Here is a 21,348-nt window from a genome sequence, read left to right as displayed (position 1 = left end):
GTGAAATATTCGTTCACCCCGGTTGTCTGCTGACCAAGACCAGGATGCACAGTGCGTATTCCGTTAGATCCGCGTAACCGCAAGCGGAAGGTCAACCCAGACGGCACCATGTCGTTGGTCGACCACCTGTACGAATTGCGGACTCGTTTGTTGTTCGCATTCCTCGGCGTGATCATCACCACGGCGTTCGGCTTCTTCTGGTACTCACACTCGATACTCGGTCTCGAGAGTCTGGGCGATCTGCTTCGTGGACCGTACTGCGAGCTTCCGTCCGAGAGTCGCGCCAACCTCAGCACCGACGACGCGTGCCGATTGCTGGCGACCGGGCCGTTCGAGCAGTTCATGCTGCGATTCAAAGTGGCGCTCACCGCCGGCATCGTTCTTGCTTGCCCGGTGTGGCTTTACCAATTGTGGGCATTCATCACCCCGGGGCTCTACGCCAAAGAACGTCGATACGCGGTCGGATTCGTCACCGCCGGTGCCGCTCTCTTCATTCTCGGCGCGATCCTGGCGTACCTCGTCGTGGCGAAGGCTTTGCACTTCCTCCTGACCATCGGTGACAACGTCCAGATCACCGCGCTCAGTGGTTCGGAGTACTTCGGCTTCATCATCAATCTGCTGCTCATCTTCGGTGTCAGCTTCGAAATTCCACTGCTCGTCGTCGTGCTGAACTTTGCCGGCATTCTGACGTACGAGCGTTTGAAGGCCTGGCGTCGAGGATTGATCTTCGGGCTTTTCGTATTTGCTGCAGTCGCCACGCCGGGTTCGGATCCGTTCTCGATGCTGGCGCTCGCGCTGGCCCTGACGCTTCTCTTCGAGGTCGCTGTTCAGATCGCTCGCCTCAACGACAAACGTAAGGCCAAGCGAGCCGGTGAAGACTGGGGCGCACTGTCCGACGAGGAAGCTTCCTCCATCTCGTCTCCGTCCGATCTGAACGAGGCTTTCGACAATCCGACCAAACCCAAGGCCGAATCGAGTGGATTGTTCGGACGTAAGTCCAAGTCCAAGGCTCCGGTTGCGGAGAAATCCGACACCGGCGGCGACAACGCGCCCGGTCAGGATTTCACTGACACCCTCTGAGCGCCGTGCCACCACGTCGGCGGCGTGTGAAACCCTGACGAGGTGGTTATGAACAAGAGTGAACTGAGCACGTTTGCGTCCAGCCTGAAGTTCGAACTCGATCCATTCCAGGTGAAGGCATGCGTTGCGCTCGAAGCGGGCCACGGAGTCCTTGTCTGCGCGCCGACCGGTGCAGGCAAGACCGTGGTCGGCGAGTTCGCTGTCCACCTGGCTCTCGCGGCGGGCCGCAAGTGTTTCTACACGACGCCGATCAAGGCGTTGAGTAATCAGAAGTACGCAGAACTCGTCGAGCGGTACGGCCCGAGCGAGGTCGGCCTGCTGACGGGTGATTCGAGTATCAACTCCGACGCACCGGTGGTCGTCATGACCACTGAAGTCCTGCGGAACATGCTCTACGCAAATTCCGAGGCACTGCGCGGGCTTTCGCACGTAGTCATGGACGAAGTGCACTACCTGGCGGACCGGTTCCGTGGTGCGGTGTGGGAGGAAGTGATCCTGCACCTGTCCGAGGATGTTCGGCTGGTGAGTTTGTCGGCGACCGTGAGCAATGCCGAAGAATTCGGCTCCTGGATGGAAACCGTCCGCGGCGACACCACCGTGGTCGTCGACGAGACGCGGCCGATCCCGCTGTGGCAGCACATCATGGTCGGTCGACGGATCTTCGATCTCTTCGACAGCCGCAGTCATCCTGCGGCTGGGCCGAAGACCGTGCTCGTCGACCAGGATCTGGTTCGCCACGTCAAGCAGCGTCAGGCTCTCGAACGCGTCGAGAGCTGGCAGCCGCGTGGCCGCGGGCGTCGTGGCAGCTACCAGAGTTCCAACGATTTCCGGCCCTTGCCACGCCCCGACGTCATCGCGCAGCTGGACCAGTCCGGACTGCTCCCGGCGATCACCTTCATCTTCAGCCGCGCCGGTTGTGATGCGGCTCTTGCACAGTGCCTGCGGTCCCGACTGGATCTGACTTCGCCGGAGCAGGTTCGCGAGATCGACACCATCATCGAGAAACACACCGGGGAACTACCCGAGGAGGATCTCGAAGTTCTCGGATATCGGGACTGGTGCAAGGCACTGCGACGCGGACTGGCCTCTCACCATGCCGGCATGTTGCCGGCATTTCGCCAGACAGTCGAGGAACTGTTCGTCAAGGGTCTCGTGCGTGCGGTCTTCGCGACCGAGACGCTGGCCCTCGGCATCAACATGCCGGCACGCACGGTGGTCCTCGAACGTCTGGTCAAGTACAACGGTGAATCGCATGCCGAACTGACACCGGGGGAGTACACGCAGCTGACCGGTCGGGCAGGCCGACGCGGCATCGACGTCGAAGGGCACGCTGTGGTCCTGTGGCAGCCCGGGGTCGAGCCCACGGATGTCGCCGGCTTGGCGTCGACCCGGACGTTCCCGCTCCGCAGTTCGTTCCGCCCCTCGTACAACATGTCGATCAACCTCGTCGAACGCATGGGCGCGGCCGATTCACGGAAGCTGCTCGAGCGTTCCTTCGCACAATTCCAAGCGGATCGCTCGGTGGTCGGCCTGGTGCGTGGCATCGAGCGGAACGAAGAAGCGCTGAAGGGTTTGCAGGAGAAACTCGGCGGTGCGGACGGCGAATACTTCGAGTACGCGTCGTTGCGTGAGCGGCTCAGTGCGCGCGAGCGCGCGCTCGAACGTAAGGGCCGCGAAGACCGACGCGGAGATGCGGTGGAGTCCCTCCGTGCACTCGCCCGCGGTGACGTGATCGCAATTCCCATCGGTCGTCATTCCGGGGTGGCAGTGGTCCTCGTCCCGGACAACGATCCGAAGGACCCGCGTCCGCTGGTTTTGACTGCCGATCAGTGGGCCGGCCGACTCTCCTCGGGTGATTTCCCGGAAGCAGCCGACGTTCTGGGAAAGATGCGCCTGCCCAAGCATGTCGATCACCACACCGCAAGGATCCGGCGCGATCTGGCCTCGGCATTGCGTAGTACCGGGATCAGTGCCCCCCGGCGGAAAAAGCGCCACAAGGCGGGCGCGTCCGAAGACGCCGAGGTCGCTACTTTGCGACGCGCTATTCGCTCGCATCCGTGCCACAGCTGGCCCGATCGTGAACATCTGAGCCGGATCGGTGAGCGCTACAACCGACTGGCCCGGGAAACGCAGTCGATGAGGGAAAAGGCAGCGGCCACCACCAACTCGTTGGCGCGGACGTTCGACCGCATCATTGCGCTACTCAAAGAGCGTGAGTACATGACTGCCGAAGCAGCGCCCGAAGTCACCGAATCCGGACGACGACTCAGCCGCATCTACTCGGAAAGCGACCTTCTGGTCGCCGAGTGCCTGCGGACCGGGGCGTGGACAGGTCTCAGCCCGGCCGAGTTGGCGGCCGTCGTCTCCTCGGTGGTCTACGAATCACGTCGGGACGGCGACACCGTTGATCGGGTGCCGACAGCGGCGCTTCGTCACGCCCTCAACGACACTCAACGATTGTGGAGCGAACTGCGGTCGGACGAGATTCGTCACAAGCTGCCGCCGACGCGGGAACCGGATCTCGGATTCGTCACCGCCGTTTATCACTGGGCGAGTGAGAACTCGCTTGTCGACGCACTGATCGCGGCCGGAGTGCAGGGCCGTGCGTTGTCTGCGGGTGACTTTGTACGTTGGTGTCGTCAGGTGATCGATCTCCTCGATCAGGTCCGCCTGACATCGACGGATGCCGACGTCGCGAAGACTGCGGCGCGGGCGGTAGCTGCAATTCGTCGCGGGGTAGTTGCTGTCGACGCAGCATGACCGCAACTATGTGGTTTGATTCGCAGACTGGTATTTCGAGTGGGAGGCGAACATGAGCGGGCCTTACGGACCGAACGATCCGAATCGGCAATGGGGTCCTGGTGATCAGCAGCAGCCGAACGAGCAGCAGTGGGGGCAGAATCCTCAGCAGCCGGGCGGTCAGCAGCAGCCTGGTCAGCAGCCCGGCCAGCAGCAGCCGTGGGGTCAGCCTGGTCAAACACCGCAGCCCGGTCAACAACCCGGCCAGCAACAGCCGTGGGGACAACCTGCCTACGGCCAGCCCGGGCAGCCTGGTGGTCAGCCTGCGTACGGTCAGCCGCAGCAACCTGGACAAGGACAACCCGGCCAGCAACAGCCGTGGGGACAACCTCAGCAGCAGCCTCCCGCTCAGCCGTGGGGTCAGCCGGGGCAACAGCAGGCACCTGACGCAACCCAGGCCTGGGGTCAGCCGCCTGCTGCCGCACCTCAGCAGGCATGGGGCGCCGCCGCTCCCGGCCAAGCGCCGGGACAGCAGAATCAGTGGAACCAGGCTCAGCCGTTCCCGAGTCCCGGTGCGCCCGGAAACCAGTCGGGTAAGTCGAAGAAGCCCTTGATCTTCGGTGCGATCGGTGTTCTCGTCGTTCTTGCTGCTGTCGTGGTGGCCCTGGTGTTCGGTGTCTTCGGCAAGAACACACTCGATCAGAGCGCGGCTCAGGCCGGCGTCGAGAAGATCGTCACCGAGTCCTACGGGGCAAAGAACGTGAGCAACGTTCAGTGCCCCGCGGACCAGGAAGTCAAGTCAGGCAACAAGTTCACCTGCACGCTTTCGATCGCGGGTGTGAAGTCGAACGTGACTGTGACGTTTGTCGACGACAACGGCACGTACGAGGTCAGCCGCCCGAGCTGACGCTCTACTGGTCGGAACGGCCTGCCGCCGCAGCCTCGAGCGCGGCGGCAAGCCGTCCGGCCGAACGCTCGATGTTCAGCGAGGCCGCCACTTCCTCGAAGCGTGCGGGATCGACGGGGGCCGCCGGGAGTTGGTCGTCCTTCGAGAACTGAACGTCCGCGTCGCGAACCACTCGTACTACCGGCAACGCAGCATCAAGGTAAGCGATGGCCTCTGGTGAGGTGAGTTTTGCGCGAATTCCCTTGGCCATGTCGGATTCCGGATCAGCTGCGGCCGCGCGAAGTCCGGCCAACGAGCCGTAGCGCAGCATCAGCGTCGACGCAGTCTTCTCACCGACACCCTTGATGCCGGGTAGACCGTCGGAGGCGTCTCCGCGCAGTACCGCGAGTTCGGCGTATGCCTCGCCCGCACGGTCACCGGGTACTCCGTACTTCTCGGCAACCTCGACCGGTCCGAAGAGTTCGGCCTTGGACAAGCCACGGCCCACGTAGAGGACACGAACGGGCACGTACTCGTCGGTGACGACCTGCAAAAGGTCTCGGTCACCACTGACGACGACGGTGAGATCTTCGCGCTCGGTGGCGGCGAGCGTTCCCAGCACGTCGTCGGCTTCGAGTCCGACGGCACCCGCCGTCGCGATTCCTGCTGCTGCGAGCACGTCCATGATCATGTCGACCTGAGGCGTCAACGTGTCCGGAACTTCTTCGGACGAACCGTCAGAGCCTTCTTCGACGCGATGCGCTTTGTACGTCGGGACTGCATCGACGCGGAACTGCGGTCGCCAATCCAAGTCCAGGCACACCGCGAGACGACTCGGCTGGTGTTTGGTGATCAGGGAAGCCACCATGTCGGTGAAACCGCGCACGGCATTGACAGGTCTTCCGTCGGGGTCGACGAATGACTCGGGCAGCGCGTAGAACGCACGAAACCACAGGCTGGCACCGTCGAGGAGAAGCAATGGCCCACTCATGGTCACCATCCTGCCAGTCGGCACTAACCTGTAAGCCATGACGTCTCCAGCCGAACAGGATTCCCGATTCTCCAGCGCCGTGTACGGCGCACGTATCGCTCGCGCCGCGGAGTTGGCTCGATCAGCAGGGCTCGACGGTCTGGTGGTGACTCCAGGCCCGGATCTGCGGTACCTGACGGGTTCTCGGGCCGACTCCTTCGAGCGCTTGACCGCGTTGGTCATCGCTGCGGATACGGCGAAGGCGTCTGTCGTGCTTCCTCGCTTGGAGTTGGCGTCGTTGAAGGAATCGGCGGTGGGCGATCTCGGGCTGACCGTCCTCGACTGGGTCGACGGTGTCGACCCGTATGCGATTGTGGCGGCGCAACTCCCGACCGGCGCCAAGGTTGCGGTGACGGATGCGATGCCTGCATTGCACCTGATCCCGCTCGCAGACACCTTGGGCGCGTTGCCGATCCTCGCTACCGGCGTCTTGCGTGAATTGCGGATGGTCAAGGACGACGCCGAGATCGAGGCGTTGCGACGGGCCGGTGCGGCGATCGACCGTGTTCACGCCCGCATGGCCGAGTTCTTGATCGTCGGCCGTACGGAAGCCGAAGTGGGCGAGGCGATTTCGGAGGCGATTCTCGAAGAGGGGCACACCGAGGCCGCGTTTGTGATCGTCGGATCAGGCCCGCACGGCGCCGATCCGCACCACGAGGTTTCGGACCGGGTGATCGAGAGCGGCGATGTCGTCGTGATCGACATCGGCGGACCGGTCGAGCCCGGCTACAACTCGGATTCCACCCGCACGTACAGCATGGGACAGCCGTCCGCCGAGGTATCAGCGCAGTTCGCGGTACTCGAAGCGGCACAGCAGGCTGCCGTCGATTCGGTGCGGCCAGGAGTATCCGCAGAATCCGTCGACGTTGCCGCCCGCGAAGTGCTTGCCGCACAAGGTCTTGCGGAGGTCTTCGTTCACCGCACCGGTCACGGTATCGGGCTGTCCGTGCACGAGGAGCCGTACATCGTCGAGGGCAACACCATCGAACTCGTCGAAGGTATGGCCTTCAGCATCGAACCGGGAATCTACTTCCGCGGCAGTTGGGGTGCCCGTATCGAGGACATCGTCGTCGTGACCGCGGACGGTTGCGAGTCGTTCAACAACCGTCCGCACGGCCTGACTGTCCTCGGCTGATCAGCTTTCCTTGAACGCCGCGGACCCGAGGATGCGGGTGACGTCGATTTCGATGACCACGCGCGCTGGGTTGACCCGTGGCTGGCGGTACCGCTCGGCATAGCGCCGAACGGCGTCGGCCACGGAGTCCTCGTCGGCGAGCACGCGTGCCGGCCCTTCGAGCGTGAGCCAGCGACCACCGTCGACCGAACTGACTGCGGCGTATCCGCCACGCGCTGCGTTTATCGCCTTCTGTGAACCACCGCTGGTGATCACGCGCGCCTTTCCGGCTTCCTGGTCCCAGGTGAACCCGACGGCCACGACGTGTGGGGTGCCGTTCGGACGCAACGTCGTGAGTGTCGCGAGGTGGTATTCACCGACGAACTTCAGCCCGTCTTCGGTGAGAGTCTGCTGTGCCGATGGCGTGGTGGAGGGGGTGAGCGTCATGCCACGACGGTAATCCAGGACACTGGAGCGGTGACTGCGGGTGCGAACGTGAATGACATCGAGACGGTACTGCTCCTCGGCGGACGAAGTGAGATCGGCCTCGAGATCGCGGTCAGGCTCGCGCCGGGCCGCAACATCGTTCTGGCTGCCAGACGCAGCGGCGAGCTGTCGGAGCAGGAGCAGATGCTCAGGAACGCCGGAGCGGTCGGCGTCTCCACCGTCGAGTTCGACGCCGACGCCGTCGACACGCACGGAGACCTCCTGGACGCCGTAGTCGCCGAGCACGGTCGGATTTCGGTTGCAGTGCTGGCCTTCGGAATTCTCGGCGATCAGGCGCGTGCCGAAACCGACGCGGCGCATGCGGTCGCGGTGGTGCACACCGACTACGTGGCGCAGATCAGCATCCTCACGCACCTCGCGGAGATCATGCGCCGACAGGGAACCGGAAAGATCGTGGTGTTCTCGTCCGTCGCCGGCGTTCGGGTTCGCCGCGCCAACTACGTCTACGGGAGCGCAAAGGCCGGCTTGGAAGGTTTTGCCAGCGGTCTGGGCGACGCGCTGCACGGTTCGGGCGTGCAGTTGATGTTGGTACGGCCAGGGTTCGTCATCGGGAAGATGACCGAGGGAATGTCGCCTGCCCCGATGTCGAGCACTCCGTCGCAGGTCGCCGACGCCGTCGTACGGGGACTGAACTCCGGGGCGACTCGGGTGTGGGTTCCGCGAATTCTGCAGCCGGTGTTCTTCGTCATGCGGCTTCTGCCTCAGACGATCTGGCGCCGGATGCCGCGATGACCGCACACCCGGTGGTGATCGTCGGCATCGGCGCCGACGGCTGGGAAGGGCTGTCCGAGAGCGCGCAGGGTGCAATCCTCGGTGCGGAGGTCCTGATGGGGTCGCCGCGCCAGCTGGACTTGGTCCCGGCGGCATATCTCGGGGCACGGCGTGCGCCCACCAGGCTCACCTGGCCGTCTCCGATGATTCCGGCGTTGCCGTCGATGTTCGCCGAGAACGCGGACCGCAAAGTATGTGTGCTCGCCAGCGGTGACCCGATGTTCCACGGCCTCGGCGTCACGTTGGTCCGGTTGCTCGGCGCGGACAACGTGCGAGTGATCTCGCACCCGTCGTCGGTGGCGTTGGCGAGCGCGCGAATGGGATGGGCATCGGCCGAGGTCGACGTCGTGAGCCTGGTGAACCGAGACTCGGCGACCGTCTCGGCGGCAGTGGTCGATGGCGCGCGCCTGTTGGTTCTGAGCAACGGGCGCTCGACACCGGGGGAGGTGGCTCGTCTGTTGTCCGGCGCGGGCTTCGGACGATCGATCGTGACCGTGCTGGCCCAGCTGGGCGGGGCCGAGGAATCGCGGACCGTCACGGTGGCGGACGAGTGGGATCACGCGGACGAGGACGTGGACGCGTTGAACATTCTGGCCGTCGAGTGCATCTCGGTCGATCATCCGTTGCGGCTGACTCGAATCCCGGGTCTACCGGATGCTGCGTTTGTCGGCGACGGTCAGATGACCAAGCAGGAGATCCGCGCATTGACCTTGTGTGCACTCGCACCGGCGCCGGGAGAACACCTCTGGGACGTCGGCGGAGGGTCGGGCACCGTCGCCATCGAGTGGATGAGAACCCACCCGCGTTGCACTGCAACAGCATTCGAGAAAGTGGCGAGCCGGGTATCGCAGATCGGTGCCAATGCACTCAATCTCGGCGTGCCTGCGTTGGCAGTGAAAGGGACCGCGCCCGAGGCGTTTGCGGAAGAGGTTCGGCGTCCCGATGCGGTGTTTGTCGGCGGCGGCGTCACGCAACCGGGAATGCTCGAAGCGTGCTGGGAGCAGTTGAGCGTGGGTGGTCGTCTGGTTGCCAACGCCGTGACTGCCGAGTCCGAATCGTTGCTGCTCGGCTGGATGAGTCGCCATGGTGGGACGCTGCGACGCTTTCAGGTGCAGCGCGCCGAGCCTTTGGGCGCGTTCAACGTTTGGCGACCGCAACTTCCGGTGGTCCAATGGTCCGTCACAAAAAGTCAGCCGTCTGCAGGCGCAGGCACAGATACGCCGGAGGAATCCACACAATGACCGTTCATTTCATCGGTGCGGGTCCCGGTGCGGCAGATCTGATCACTGTCCGCGCGCAACGCATCATCGCTGCGAGCCCGGTGTGCTTGTACGCCGGCAGCCTTGTCCCAGCGGAGTTGCTCGAGTGGTGCCCGGTCGGGGCGCAGGTCGTGGACACTGCTCGCCTGAGCCTGGACGAGATCACCGCGATCCTTGTCGAAGCGCATTCGGCCGGGCTGGACGTCGCGCGTCTGCATTCCGGTGATCCGTCGATCTTCAGCGCGGTAGCCGAGCAGGCTCGTCGCCTGGACGCCGCGGGTGTCGATTTCGACATGATTCCCGGTGTTCCTGCATTTACCGCGGCCGCCGCAGCGCTGAGGCGTGAGCTGACCGTCCCAGGCGTCTCGCAGACCATTGTTCTCACCCGAGTCTCCACCTTGTCGACGGCAATGCCGGAGGGCGAGGATCTGCGGTCCCTGGGCCGCAGCGGCGCAACGATGGTGGTTCACCTCGGCGCTCATCGCATCGAACAGATCGCATCCGAGTTGGCCGACAATTACGGCGAGGACTGCCCTGTGGCGGTCGTCGCCTTCGCCTCGCGGCCCGAGGAGATCGTTGTTCGAGGCACTTTGAAGACGATCGTCGAACTTGTTCATGCAGCCGGCATCACGAAGACGGCCGTTGTGATCGTGGGCCGAGTGTTGACTGCTGAAGGATTCCCGGACAGCTATCTCTACTCGGCGGCGCGTGAGAGAAGCACACACTGACCCCGACGGGTACTCGTCGTCGCGTGCTCTTGCTCGGCGGCACGGGTGAAGGTCGAGTGATCGCTTCTCGGTTGGCCGATTCAGCCGACCTCGAAGTTGTCACATCGCTGGCCGGCCGGGTTCGTGATCCTCGATGGCCGGAGGGGGAAGTGCGCATCGGTGGGTTCGGGGGAGCCGAAGGGCTCTCGGAGTGGTTGTCGGCCAACAATATTCGTGCAGTGCTGGACGCCACGCATCCGTTTGCCGCTCGCATCACCAAAAATGCATTCGACGCGTGCCGCGCGAATTCCGTTCCGTACGCCATGTATCGACGCCCCCCGTGGCGCGAGCAACCCGGCGACACCTGGCTTCCGGTACGCGATCTCGATCACGCCGCAGAATTGGTGCCGACCGTCGGCTCACGCGCTTTTCTGACGATCGGGAGGCAAGGAGTTTCGGCGTTCGACCGTGTGAAGGACGTCTTGTTTCTCGTGCGTTCCATCGATCCGCCTTCAGGGACATTGCCGCCTCACTCGCAGTTGCTGCTCGCACGTGGCCCATTCGACGTCGAAGCGGAAGTCGATCTGATGAGAACTCACGGCATCGACGTCGTGATCACCAAGAACAGTGGCGGCGAGCAGACGTACGCAAAGATCGCCGCAGCCAGGCAATTGTCGATCCCGGTGATCGTCGTCGAACGACCACCGATCCCGGCGACCGCTCCGGCATTCGACACCGAAGCCGGGGCGGTGGACTGGCTCACGGCTTTCGGTAGTGGAACGGCGTTGTGAGGCCGACATCGCGTTCGCTTCAGGTTCGTCTAAGGTTCCGTGACCATACTGGAGGGATGTTGGGATCTTTCGACGCCGCACTGCGGGACCGCGCATGAGAGTGTCGGTTCCCGGAATGAGCCGTCGAAAACCATCGGGAATTCACGTGCGGACGCTCCATGCGCGCGTGAAATTGCTGACTGCAGGCCTGGTGGCGATCGCGGTGATCGTGTCGGCGTCGGCGGTGTACATCGTGTTCAACGCGTATTTGCAAGGCAACGTCGATCGACAACTCGAGCGCACGAGTGACGCGATCACCGACACCGTCAATTTCGGCGGTGTCACACCGGTTCTGGGATTGACGGCCGGCGCGGATACAGCGGTCATCCAGGCGGTGGGGCTTCTCACTGCCGACGGCGCCTTGGTGACGGCGACTCCCGGTCTGCCGCCGTTCAGCACCAGCGCAGACGCCATCAGGTCGATCGCAGACGGCAATTCGTCGCAGACGATCGCAACCGTCGATGCGTATCGAATTCTTGTCGAGCCCTCGGTTGCGGGCCAAACTTTGGTTGTCGCGCAATCCTTGGGGCCGACCCGTTCGGTCCTCAAGCGACTCGCAGTGGTGTTGGCGGCACTCGGGGCGGCCGGTATCGCACTCGCTTACGCGGCCGGAGATGCTGTGGCACGCACAGGATTACGGCCAATTGCGCGACTCACTGCGGCAACGCGGCGGGTTGCCGAAACGGATGATCTTGCGCCGATTCCGGTGACCGGCGACGACGAGTTGGCGTCGTTGACAGTCAGTTTCAATCGGATGCTCGGGACGTTGTCGGAATCGCGGGCGCGCCAGAGAAGTCTGATCACCGAAGCGGGCCAGGACCTTCTGGCTCCGTTGACTGCACTTCGCACCAATATCGAGTTGTTGATGTCTTTCGATACCAAGTCCGGCGCGATTTCCGAGGCAGATGCAACGCAGTTGCGTGAGGAAATTACGGACCAGATGATGGAGTTGACGCTCCTCGTCGGAGAGTTGGTGGACCGTGCGCGGGTTGACGAAAGCACGTTGGGGAGAGGAGATTCCCTCTAAATCGGACGTCTGACCAGCGCCTTTGTTGCATTCGTAATTGAAGCAATGGAAGGAGCGCTGGTAATGTGGGGCAATTGTGAAGTTTTTGGGTATAGCTGGAGTGTGGCGCGAACCGTGGGGTTTGCTGGGCGGGGGCCTTTGGAGGACGAGAGGGATTCAGTGGTCAAGCAAGCACGCGCCGAGCTGACTCGGCAGCAAATCGTTGCCGGCGCGGCCGCGCAGTTCGAGAAGACTGGTTACGGCAGCACCAGCATGGCCGACATAGTCTCGGGGGCCGGTACTACCAAGGGCGCGTTGTACTTCCATTTCGCGTCGAAGGACGAGCTCGCGCAATTCATCATTGCCGAACAGCATCGGCTCTCGATCGAATCGGTGCAGGCGATTTCCGCGACGGGCAAGGACCCGTTGGAACAGATGATCATGCTCACGCACGAAATGGCACGCCAGATCGTCGACGAGCCGATCGTTCGCGCGGGCATTCGCCTGACGCTGGAACTGAGCACGTACGAGGGGCCGGTGGAACCGTACGCCGAATGGATCTCGGCAATCACCGATCTCACCGCCAGAGCTCAGGCGGAAGGTGAAATCCGAAAATCGGTCAGTGCAGAATCGTTCGGCAGGTTCATGCCCTCGGCATTCACCGGAGTACAGCTGGTTTCGAACGTTCTCACCCGACGCTCGGACCTTCCGGATCGTGTCGACGAGATGTGGCAGATCCTGCTTCCGGGAATCGTCAGCGACGAACTTTCCGGTGACATCGAGCGCCTCGTCAAGTCGCGGTGGACTCCGGCGGCGGCGTAGCCTGCGGGACATGGCCGTCACGCGGATAGTTTCGGATCTGTCGAGTAGTTCGCTCGAGGCCGCGCAGCGCTTCTACACCGAAGTGCTGGGCCTCGAAGTTGTCATGGATCACGGGTGGATCGTGACGTTGGCTTCGCCGACGGATCCGTCCTTGCAGATCAGCGTCATGACGCACGACGCGCATGCGCCCGTCGTGCCGGACGTCTCCGTCGAGGTGGACGATCTCGATGCGGCGTACGAGGCCGCGGTGCAGCGCGGCGACGCCATCGTCTATCCCGTCACCGAGGAGCCGTGGGGTGTGCGCAGGTTCTTCGCTGCCGACCCCGACGGTCACGTGATCAACATCCTCAGCCACCGACGCGAGCAGTGATGGCGTCCGGCCCGGGCGGATTGACGTACCTCGAGGTGGGCGCAACGTCAGGCGTTCTCCCCGCTGGCTATCACCACGTTCACGAGAGCGCGACGGTCGGATCCGGACGTGAAGATTTCGAGGTCGCAGCTCGTACCGTCCTGGAATGGGGAATGCACCGCGGAGCCGGTCTGACCGTCCGTACGGCAGCCCCGACCGCGGTGGCCGGTCAAGATGCGACCTTCGGACTCGGTCCGGTGACTATTCCGGTTCGGATCGTCTATGTCGTCGACGACCCCAATCGCAAGGGCTTCGCGTACGGAACCCGCGCAGGCCACCCCGAATGCGGGGAGGAATTGTTTGTCGTCCAGTTCGACGAGACCAGCCAAGCGGTTCGTATCGAGATCGTCGCATTCTCCAAGCCTGGAACGTGGTGGGTGCGTCTCGGCGCTCCGATCGGACGTCGAGTTCAGGCGTTTGTGACGCGCCGCTACATCCGTGCCGTCCGCGAGAGCGTCGACCAATCGCGGGTCTGACCGCTGTCGGGCGCGCTGGAAAAATGATTGGACGAGCTTCGGTTCGGGTTGATAGCTTGTGCGAGACCGTGACAACACGCCAGGAGGTGAGACCCATGAACGCTGTAACCATGTGGGTGCTCCCACTCGTGTTCACGGATCGGCGATTGACGTAGGTGTCGCCGGGAGCGCCTCGAGTAGGCAATCCCGAAAGGTAACACCATGCAATCCAATTCTCCGACCATCGAATTCACTTCCGAGACGACGTTGAACGGTGTCGTCGAACGCCATTTCAATCTGGACGACATCACCGGTGTGCTCTGGTCACCCGCGTCCGGATCTGTCGAATCACCCCTTCTGCTGTCCGGGCACTCCGGCGGCATGCACAAGAAGGCACCAGGACTGGTTGCCAGCGCACTCCACAGTGTGAGCTCCCACGGGTTCACAGTCGCCGCGATCGACGCACCCGGACACGGCGACCGGCCGCGGAACACACAGGACGAACAGTGGGTCGAGGCGATCCACCAGGCTAGGGCGGCCCACGAGCCGGTCGCCCCGATCGTCGTCGAGTACAACCGATCGTTGGCGGAGCGTGCAGTGCCGGAATGGCAGGCGACCATCGACGCTCTGCAAACGCTGCCCGACGTCAACGCCGACGCTCCGATCGGCTTCGGCGGCGTGTCGCTAGGGGTCGTGACCGGGCTGATGTTGGCCCCGGTCGAATCCAGGATCGCTGCCATGAGCTTCGGGGGAGTTTTTGTGGACGACTCCCTCATCGAAGCGGCACGAAAGCTCACGGTCCCGGTCGAGTACCGGATCCCTTGGGACGACAAGGATTACGACCGCACGTCAGGGGTGGCATTGTTCGATGCCTTCGGCTCGAAGGAGAAGACGCTGCACGCCTACTCGGGCAGGCACTATCCGGTGCCCGACTACGAGCGCGACAGTTCGGCTCGGTTCTTCGCCCGCCACCTCGGCGGGAGCGGTGGCGCTCCTGTGAGCTGACGTGAACACGTATCGGCGTCCGGCCTGTGTCGGACGTCGATACGAAGTCGACCATTATGGCGTGACCGCCCGGACTCCGCGACGCGCTCACAACGGGGGGACACAGGCCCAGTCGGTGAGCAGATCGTCGAACACGTCGACACCGTACTTACGGGAGTTTTTCACTAATGTCACCCGGGCCGGTTCCCGCGTCCGACATAGCCCGTTTGTGGTCAGCGTTGATGATCTGTTGCGTCAGTTAGCAATTCGGCGACCAGATCGAAGTCGTCGGCGGCGATATCTCGGTCGCCCGCTGCTCGGATCCGCTGGAGAGATTGCTCTCGTCTCTCCTTGAACCACAGATTGACGTGACAGGCGATGGCACAGATCCAGATCGTACGGAAACAGTGCCCATCTGCAGGGTCCGAGAGTTCTATTCCGAAAAGAAATTTGGTATGTCCTGAACGATTTTGCGTCTCGAAGGACACCGAGATAACACAGGGGCGCGATGACATGCAGTCAACGGCGGAGTCGAATGTGTTCGATGGAGGGTGGATGCAATGTTCGTTGGCTGCCGTATGTGTCCGGGCTGCCGTAGTCGATGAGACGGACGGTCACGGCGCTGAGGTTGGCCTCGATGATCTGCGCCGTCAGCCATCGATCTCCGTCACGAAATTCCCAGTTTTGAGCCAGGTAGCTCAACCCGTGGTTGGTGAGGTATTCAGTGGCGGTTTCGTGTGTTGTCGCTTCAGTGAGGGGATAGCCGAAGAGCGTGCACGGCTCGAACAATCCAGTCGCGTTCCCTTTCAGCAGTCCGATGAGTTCGCCGTCGTCGTCGCGATGCACAGGTTCAGGCGATCGCATCAGTGAGTGTCCTTCTCGGGTTGTTTTGTGCGGGCGAACGATTGCCCTCGCAGTTCTTTTGCAAATTGCGGATACATCGCGATGACCGCGTCGATGACTCGTTGAGTTTGCTCATGATGAAAGGAGATCCCCGCACGTTCGGTCGCGGAACCGTCGTAGCGGGTGAGATCTTGCCGTTCTCCTCGTTTCCACACTCCGACGACCTTTTGTGAATCGCTGATGACCTCGTCAGGTCTTCCATCGACCAGCACCAGGTCGGCGATGGCGCCAGGAATGATCCGCCCGCGGCCGACGAGTGCGAAGACCTCCGCCGGACCCGCGGTCGCAGCACGTAGCGCAGCAACAGGCGAGAATCCCGCGGCCACCAGATGCTGTAGCTCCCTATGCAGCGAAGCGCCGTGAACCGTGCCGGGGTTCGGTGCGTCCGTTCCCGCGAGGATTGTGCAACCCGCTCGGTGCAGAGCCCCGACATTCTGTGCTGCGATCTCGAATGAAGGCATCTGCGGTGGCATCCACCGTTTCGATTGAGCTTCGAGTACGTCGATCCACGCCGGACTGAGTGCATCGACCAGAGCCGCTTGGGTGAGCAACGGCGCCGGTTCGCCGGGGGACGGAAACCCGTCTTGGATGGAGAGGGTGGCGATGACCGCCGCCTTGGCCTCGACGATCGCGGCGATCTGGGCGTGCGTCATCTCATCCGTCGGTGCGTGAGCCAGAACATCGACTCCGCAGTCGACGACCTCGACCGCGTCGACAGCCTGTTGCACGTGCGCAACTGCGAGCATGTTTTCCGCATGTGCCGCGTCGACGAGTGCGCGGATGGTCGGAAGTTCGAGTGATGGCAGCGTCATCCCGACCCCTTGGCCGCTCTCGTAGAACAGTTTGAGGTAGGTTGCGCCTTCGTTGCGCCGGGCACTGACGAAATCCGCCGCCTCCTGAGCGCTGCTGACATACGGGAACGGTGCGTACATCATCGACGGATGCCCACCGGGTGCGGTGGCACCGATACTCGAACTGAATACCGTCGCGTTCCCCCGCTCGTGGCCTTCGCTGATGGCGCGCTGAACGAGTGGCGGCTTACTGAACATGTCCAGGACCGTGGTCACACCGAACGACAGTGCTTGTGCAGGAGCACCGGGGAGCAGATGGACGTGTGAGTCGATGAGACCCGGAACCAGAGTGCCTCCGCGTCCGTCGATCAGGTCATCGTGGGCGCGAGCGATGACCAGATCGCCGAGTTCGACAATCGTTCCCAGTTCGAGCCGGACCGCTGTTGCAGCGATGAGATCCAGGCCGTCGAAGACACGCACGTTCGTGATAGTTGTTCCCATGTCTGGAACGGTAGAAGTTGACACAATGTGAAGGTCAAGTCGTGAGCAGGTGAGAGGATTCTGTGGTGGAACTGTCGATAGGACAGGTGTCTCGGCGAGTGGGAGTTTCCGCGCGAACGCTCAGGCATTGGGATCAGTTCGGATTGTTCACTCCGACCACGGTGTCCGGCAATGGTTATCGCTGGTATGACGAAGCGCACCTGCCACGCTTGTATCGAATTATTGCTTTACGACGCAGTGGATTAGGGCTGGACGAGATTCGCGACGTGACGGTTGGAGGTGACGGCGAAGCCGAGTCGCTTCGTATCCATATCGATGCCCTCACGATGGAGAGAGATCGTCTCGATCAACTCATCTCCACCCTCGAAGAACACGTCGTGTCGCTCGAGAATGCGTCACCTTACGACGAGGAAAGGCATGAGCGAGAGTTCTCCGCGTTCACAACCCGGCTCGACGACAGATTCGGCAAGGCCGTGTCGGAGATAGCGGGATCTCTCCCTCCCACGGCGATGACCGATGCCGACGTAGCGCACATGAGCGCTCAGCAATCTCGTCTACTGCAGAAATTTGCGGATCTCATGGCTACAGGAGCCGCAGCCACCTCCGAAGAAGTCCTTGATGTCGTCGCCGAACACTATGCTGCGGTGAGCCAATTTTGGACGCCTTCGACGTCGGCATATCGGTCACTAGGCAAGATGTATGTGGACGATCCACTCCAGCGAGGTTTCGTGGAGACGATTGAACCGGCCCTTCCTGAATGGCTCGCGGAGGCAATCGGAGCGTACGCCGAGCAGCGTATGCCGCCGTGATGCGTTGGATTGAAAGATCCGGCCCGCCACGGATGTGGATACCCGGCGATCGAGTAGCCCGTTGACCACTCAAGACTCTCTGTACTACACCTCTGGCAATCTGTTGCGCCCACACCTAAGCCTCTGAGCTGCAAAGTCTTCGCGCTGGCGACGAGGAACGGATTCACACCCCTAGCGCAATCGCAGTGGGCCCGGATTCCCGCGATGGTCATGTCGCTGGCGGTGTCGTTGGCCCACGCGCGCGGTGAAGCTTGCAGACGATCACCAGGACCCAACTCCCGCGCGAGCTCACGCACCGCGATAGTTCGTTCGAGATGCTTGAGTACTCAAGCTGCGACTTTGAGGCCGGCCTTGCCACTGAGTGCTTCCGACCGTTCACGGCATTTCTGGAGCGCCTTGACTTCGGTGTCTATGACCATGCTGCCTGTACGTAGGGCGAGTCGTCCGCGAAGGTCGAGATAGCCGCAGCGTCGCTGGACGAGGACCGCGCGTGGTTTCGATCACGCGGTCCGATACGACGAACAATGTCGTGTCCGGAGACCGGTTTTCGGTGAGTAGTCGTTCGGCAACCTGGTCGATGACCAGGGAGCGATATTTCATGGATCGGGACGGCAACGCCGTCCGTTTCCAGAACACGGTCGACGCCGGTGTCGGGTTCGCAGATGGGCGATTGGGCGTCGATGCGCAATTCGGCGAAGCCGTCGATCACGAAAGCTTCTATCGTGAAAGCTTCGGTGTTCACATGTGTCTCGTCTCAGCATGTTCGGTGTTCGGTCAATACCGAACACCGAACACCGAACAACCCCGGTGGTGACTCTTCTTGCGTTCGAACTGAGGCGATGACATGTCCCGGGTGGTTGTCGCCGCGTTATGGGCTTTGCGTCGATTGAAGCTAAGTGCCGGCCGTATGGGCGAAGAGCGTCATCGTGCACGAGGACTTTAGCCGGGTCGCACGTCGCCTACCTGCAGGTATTTGAACCGTTCTGATACCTGACCCGGGGATCCGGTCCCTACGGTGCGCCGGAAGAACGACCTTGGACGTGATGCAGTCCGATGCTTTGATCTCGCCCCTTGTGTCTCCGATGCGGCAATCATCAGATCCGCCTCGTAGTCGGAGGGATGACCGCCAAGGTCCTGCGCGAGGCATTCGAAAGGTGCGGGTACGTCATCGGGGGATGTCACGTTGCTGATGAAATATCGGCTCATCGTCAGATGCTTGAACCGGTTCGATGCTGACCTGGACAAACGCAGTCGCGGTGAATGCGATGGTGTTCGTCAACCACGAACCTCCCGACACGACCAAGGTCAACGCCGCGACGACTCACCACTTGATTCCGGTGGCGGGAGACGAATGTTCGCATTGGCCAGCCGCGTCAAGCCAGTATTTGAGTGGGCCGATATCGCACGGCGACTGCACCCGACTGGAACTCGTGGCGATCGACGAGTTCGAGTTGGATGCGCTCGCGCAGACCGGCAAGCAACGTCGGTCCGTGTCCGGCGAGGACCGGTTGCACAACGAACTCGTACTCGTCGATCAGTCCCAGGTCTGCCAATGCCAGGGGGAGTGTCACGCCGCCAACCCACAGACCTTCGCCGGGCTGCTCCTTGAGCCGTTGAATCGCTGACCCCAAGTCGCCTTGCACGAGTTCGGCATTCCAATCGACCCCGCTCAGCGTGCTCGACACGACGTACTTCTTCGCCCGGTCCATTGCCTCGGCGAACGGGATCTCCCACTCGTCCATCCAGTCAGGCCATGTGCCCGTTCCGGGCCGCCTCCACGCCGACTCCATCATCTCGTAGGTCACACGGCCGAACAGCAAAGCATCGGCTCGTTCCATCTGAGCGGTCCAGTAGCGCATCGACTCCTCGTCGGGTGGAAGCCCCGCCTCGTGATGGCAGCAGCCGTCGAGAGTGACGTTGATCGAGTATCGAAGTGGTCTCATCTCGTTGTTCTCCCCTGATACGCGCAGAGTGACAGCACCGGACCGTACTCAGACTACTGCCGGGCCGTCGGTGTAGATCAGGTTCGGGACCTGGAGTCACGCGGGGGTCGACCGAACAGCAACCAGACGAGCGCACCGAGTACAGGCACCGCGATCACCAGTGCCGACCACCAGAATTTGCCGCCCGAGCGGTCGAAGTCGGTGCGCACGATCGCCACGAGCGCGCTAATCGTGATGAAGATCCAGGCAAGAACGAAGACGGTGAAGGTGATGTCCACCCAAAGCGGAATGGTGGGGTTGTGGATCGATTCGTTCACGCTTCCAGACCACTTTCAACCGCTGCGACTTGATTGGAATAACACGCTCCAGCTCTTGGGCTTAGCGCGAGATCGACCTTCCCTCGGTACCCCGTCGATCACGCGGACGCGAGACGTTCGGAGATCAACGCGTTGAGGGAAACCCCTTCCTCGGCGGCGGCGCGTGCCAGCTTGCGGTGCAAAGTCGGCGTGATCCGGACCTGGAACTTGCCGGAATATCCGCGATCGCTCAGCGGCTCGGGGATCCGCTCACCTGTCTCTGCCATGTCCTCGAGCGTCTCGGCCACCGCTGTACGTATGCCGTCGAGCGCGGCTGCTTGGGTATCCGCGAGCCACGACAGGCCAGGGAACTCCGTGCAGGTTCCCAGGAACTCTCCGTCGGGTTCGTACCACTCGACTCGGTATGTGTAGTGCTCCACTGCGGGGATCACGGCGATTCTCCTTCCATGCGTTCGATTGCTGCCAGAACTTGCCCTACCTGGTACTGCTTGGCCTTACCGCCCGAACCCTTTTGAATGTTGATGCGTGGTCCCGGCCACGGCGTCTGGAACTTGGCGTGAGACCCGGCGTTCTGCGGCGCGGTCCGCATTTGCGCGAGCAGCTTGTCTCTCTTCCCCATGCAATATTGATACTGCATCTAGTATCACCGTGGGTCAGCGGAGTGCGCAAGGTGTGAGTGCCCACACCGTGCAATTCTCTCTCCCGAGGCGGAGGTGGAGCTGTTCACGCTTCCAAACCACTTTCGACGACTGTGCCTTGATGAAACAACACACTCCATCGATTCTCGGCGAACCGCCAGATGGATGATCGCTCGGTGACACGATGCGCCTGCGCCAGCCGGTACGTCACCAGATACGTGTCAGGCGCGATCCTGCTCAGTGCTGGCCGGTCAACCCTCCACCCGAGTTCGGCGGCGTCGTTCACCTCGCCGCGGAGGCGTCGGCGCTCAACTACCGACTGCACGTAGTCGCGGGTGTATCGAGCGCCGGAGGCTCCGATCTCCCGGAACTCCGGGTCGACGACCGCATCGAACTCGTCTCGTGACATCGCTACTCGAGTTCGGTGAAACAGAGGTTCGAACTCCATCAACTCGTCGAGGATCGGGCGCAACTCGTGCGGGGTCGTCACGACTGCTCCGAGAACTGCGCCCTCATCGCGATACCTATCTCCGCGTGTCGCAGGAGGAAGGCCTTCTCGTCATACCCCTTGCGCCGCAACCAGAGAGTGACCTCGCTGTTGCATTTGCTTGCATTGCACGAGCGGCACGCCGGTGCGATGTTGTCGAGCGTGTAGCGCCCACCGCGGGAGATCGCCAGCACACAGTCACGCTGCGGCGACTCGTCCGGCTCGCCGCAGTACGCGCAGCCACCCCAGGCCGCTTTGAGCGCGGACCACTGCTCGACGGACAGGTCGTGCTCCACCAGATCCATTCGGCGTTTGCGTTTGCGCGCGTATCTGGCTTTCCGGGTCCGGTTGACGGGCATG

25 protein-coding genes are annotated in these 21,348 nt (G+C 62.5%); 14 read left to right on the top strand and 11 right to left on the bottom strand.

The window, feature by feature from the left end; all coding sequences use genetic code 11:
• The first annotated feature begins 51 nt into the window (after nt 1-51).
• From tatC to R4P70_RS23610, 3 genes are read left to right on the top strand one after another with little or no spacing between them, the layout of a single operon-like run.
• Nucleotides 52-1,080 carry a twin-arginine translocase subunit TatC gene (tatC, locus tag R4P70_RS23620; protein WP_019748510.1) on the top strand — a complete coding sequence of 343 codons (1,029 nt, stop codon included), beginning with the start codon at nt 52-54 and terminating at the stop codon, nt 1,078-1,080.
• Nucleotides 1,081-1,128: 48 nt separating this feature from the next.
• A complete protein-coding gene (locus R4P70_RS23615; protein WP_021344319.1) occupies nt 1,129-3,840 on the top strand; it encodes a DEAD/DEAH box helicase in 2,712 nt (903 codons plus the stop codon).
• 52 nt (nt 3,841-3,892) lie between these two features.
• A complete protein-coding gene (locus R4P70_RS23610; protein ID WP_020907805.1) occupies nt 3,893-4,726 on the top strand; it encodes a DUF4333 domain-containing protein in 834 nt (277 codons plus the stop codon).
• 4 nt (nt 4,727-4,730) lie between these two features.
• Here R4P70_RS23610 and R4P70_RS23605 read toward each other — a convergent pair whose 3' ends face one another.
• Entirely contained in the window at nt 4,731-5,696 is a 966-nt protein-coding gene (locus tag R4P70_RS23605; protein ID WP_029538151.1) for a 5'-3' exonuclease, read from the bottom strand.
• Nucleotides 5,697-5,733: 37 nt separating this feature from the next.
• On the opposite strand from R4P70_RS23605, the gene R4P70_RS23600 reads away from it, so the two are divergent.
• Nucleotides 5,734-6,870, top strand: a complete 1,137-nt coding sequence (locus tag R4P70_RS23600) for a M24 family metallopeptidase (RefSeq protein ID WP_021344317.1) — start codon at nt 5,734-5,736, stop codon at nt 6,868-6,870.
• Here the strand turns inward: R4P70_RS23600 and R4P70_RS23595 are convergent, their stop codons facing one another.
• A complete protein-coding gene (locus tag R4P70_RS23595; RefSeq protein ID WP_019748505.1) occupies nt 6,871-7,296 on the bottom strand; it encodes a PPOX class F420-dependent oxidoreductase in 426 nt (141 codons plus the stop codon). It abuts the gene before it with no gap.
• Nucleotides 7,297-7,326: 30 nt separating this feature from the next.
• Between R4P70_RS23595 and R4P70_RS23590 the strand changes: the two genes are divergently transcribed.
• The 9 genes from R4P70_RS23590 (at nt 7,327) to R4P70_RS23550 (ending at nt 14,620) form a co-directional block, all read left to right on the top strand.
• A complete protein-coding gene (locus R4P70_RS23590; protein ID WP_051636475.1) occupies nt 7,327-8,088 on the top strand; it encodes an SDR family NAD(P)-dependent oxidoreductase in 762 nt (253 codons plus the stop codon).
• A complete protein-coding gene (cbiE, locus tag R4P70_RS23585; RefSeq protein ID WP_317832052.1) occupies nt 8,085-9,368 on the top strand; it encodes a precorrin-6y C5,15-methyltransferase (decarboxylating) subunit CbiE in 1,284 nt (427 codons plus the stop codon). The genes R4P70_RS23590 and cbiE overlap by 4 nt, the downstream gene beginning before the upstream one ends.
• Entirely contained in the window at nt 9,365-10,114 is a 750-nt protein-coding gene (gene cobM / locus R4P70_RS23580; RefSeq protein WP_019748502.1) for a precorrin-4 C(11)-methyltransferase, read from the top strand. The genes cbiE and cobM overlap by 4 nt, the downstream gene beginning before the upstream one ends.
• Nucleotides 10,115-10,137: 23 nt before the next feature.
• A complete protein-coding gene (locus tag R4P70_RS23575; RefSeq protein ID WP_317832049.1) occupies nt 10,138-10,884 on the top strand; it encodes a cobalt-precorrin-6A reductase in 747 nt (248 codons plus the stop codon).
• A 166-nt stretch (nt 10,885-11,050) separates the two neighbouring features.
• Nucleotides 11,051-11,950 (top strand): HAMP domain-containing protein, encoded by a 900-nt coding sequence (locus tag R4P70_RS23570; protein ID WP_225320034.1) that lies wholly within the window; start codon nt 11,051-11,053, stop codon nt 11,948-11,950.
• A 159-nt stretch (nt 11,951-12,109) separates the two neighbouring features.
• The gene (locus R4P70_RS23565; RefSeq protein ID WP_019748499.1) at nt 12,110-12,751 is read left to right on the top strand and encodes a ScbR family autoregulator-binding transcription factor; all 642 of its coding nucleotides are present in this window, start codon (nt 12,110-12,112) and stop codon (nt 12,749-12,751) included.
• Between the two features lie 10 nt (nt 12,752-12,761).
• On the top strand, nt 12,762-13,121 hold the full coding sequence (locus R4P70_RS23560; RefSeq protein ID WP_021344312.1) for a VOC family protein: 360 nt from the start codon (nt 12,762-12,764) through the stop codon (nt 13,119-13,121).
• The gene (locus R4P70_RS23555) at nt 13,121-13,636 is read left to right on the top strand and encodes a DUF1990 domain-containing protein (protein WP_283567891.1); all 516 of its coding nucleotides are present in this window, start codon (nt 13,121-13,123) and stop codon (nt 13,634-13,636) included. Before R4P70_RS23560 ends, R4P70_RS23555 begins: the two co-directional genes overlap by 1 nt.
• A 201-nt stretch (nt 13,637-13,837) precedes the next feature.
• A complete protein-coding gene (locus tag R4P70_RS23550) occupies nt 13,838-14,620 on the top strand; it encodes an alpha/beta hydrolase (RefSeq protein ID WP_134999299.1) in 783 nt (260 codons plus the stop codon).
• A 498-nt stretch (nt 14,621-15,118) separates the two neighbouring features.
• Here R4P70_RS23550 and R4P70_RS23545 read toward each other — a convergent pair whose 3' ends face one another.
• Both R4P70_RS23545 and R4P70_RS23540 read right to left on the bottom strand, forming a co-directional pair.
• Nucleotides 15,119-15,463 carry a hypothetical protein gene (locus tag R4P70_RS23545; RefSeq protein ID WP_172932873.1) on the bottom strand — a complete coding sequence of 115 codons (345 nt, stop codon included), beginning with the start codon at nt 15,461-15,463 and terminating at the stop codon, nt 15,119-15,121.
• Nucleotides 15,463-16,794, bottom strand: a complete 1,332-nt coding sequence (locus tag R4P70_RS23540) for an amidohydrolase family protein (protein WP_317832045.1) — start codon at nt 16,792-16,794, stop codon at nt 15,463-15,465. Before R4P70_RS23540 ends, R4P70_RS23545 begins: the two co-directional genes overlap by 1 nt.
• A gap of 65 nt (nt 16,795-16,859) precedes the next feature.
• On the opposite strand from R4P70_RS23540, the gene R4P70_RS23535 reads away from it, so the two are divergent.
• The gene (locus tag R4P70_RS23535) at nt 16,860-17,603 is read left to right on the top strand and encodes a MerR family transcriptional regulator (RefSeq protein WP_317832043.1); all 744 of its coding nucleotides are present in this window, start codon (nt 16,860-16,862) and stop codon (nt 17,601-17,603) included.
• A 409-nt stretch (nt 17,604-18,012) separates the two neighbouring features.
• Here R4P70_RS23535 and R4P70_RS23530 read toward each other — a convergent pair whose 3' ends face one another.
• The 7 genes from R4P70_RS23530 to R4P70_RS23500 all read right to left on the bottom strand — a co-directional run bounded on the left by R4P70_RS23530 (nt 18,013) and on the right by R4P70_RS23500 (nt 21,347).
• Entirely contained in the window at nt 18,013-18,345 is a 333-nt protein-coding gene (locus R4P70_RS23530) for a hypothetical protein (protein ID WP_176450547.1), read from the bottom strand.
• A 631-nt stretch (nt 18,346-18,976) separates the two neighbouring features.
• Nucleotides 18,977-19,546 carry a dihydrofolate reductase family protein gene (locus R4P70_RS23525; RefSeq protein WP_283567889.1) on the bottom strand — a complete coding sequence of 190 codons (570 nt, stop codon included), beginning with the start codon at nt 19,544-19,546 and terminating at the stop codon, nt 18,977-18,979.
• Between the two features lie 77 nt (nt 19,547-19,623).
• Entirely contained in the window at nt 19,624-19,863 is a 240-nt protein-coding gene (locus R4P70_RS23520) for a PLDc N-terminal domain-containing protein (RefSeq protein WP_020907792.1), read from the bottom strand.
• A 98-nt stretch (nt 19,864-19,961) separates the two neighbouring features.
• Entirely contained in the window at nt 19,962-20,294 is a 333-nt protein-coding gene (locus R4P70_RS23515) for a type II toxin-antitoxin system HicB family antitoxin (RefSeq protein ID WP_020969654.1), read from the bottom strand.
• Nucleotides 20,291-20,482 (bottom strand): hypothetical protein, encoded by a 192-nt coding sequence (locus R4P70_RS23510; RefSeq protein WP_084325977.1) that lies wholly within the window; start codon nt 20,480-20,482, stop codon nt 20,291-20,293. The genes R4P70_RS23515 and R4P70_RS23510 overlap by 4 nt, the downstream gene beginning before the upstream one ends.
• Before the next feature lie 104 nt (nt 20,483-20,586).
• A complete protein-coding gene (locus tag R4P70_RS23505; RefSeq protein ID WP_020969653.1) occupies nt 20,587-20,991 on the bottom strand; it encodes a hypothetical protein in 405 nt (134 codons plus the stop codon).
• Complete coding sequence (locus tag R4P70_RS23500) at nt 20,988-21,347, bottom strand: HNH endonuclease (protein WP_084325960.1); 360 nt, start codon at nt 21,345-21,347, stop codon at nt 20,988-20,990. Before R4P70_RS23500 ends, R4P70_RS23505 begins: the two co-directional genes overlap by 4 nt.
• Between the last annotated feature and the right edge of the window lies 1 nt (nt 21,348).

The organism is Rhodococcus sp. IEGM 1241 (genome assembly GCF_033142365.1).
Taxonomy (GTDB): Bacteria; Actinomycetota; Actinomycetes; order Mycobacteriales; family Mycobacteriaceae; genus Rhodococcus_F; species Rhodococcus_F erythropolis.
The sequence above is the reverse complement of the archived record's forward strand: the minus strand, read 5'-3'. Positions and strand labels throughout refer to the sequence as shown.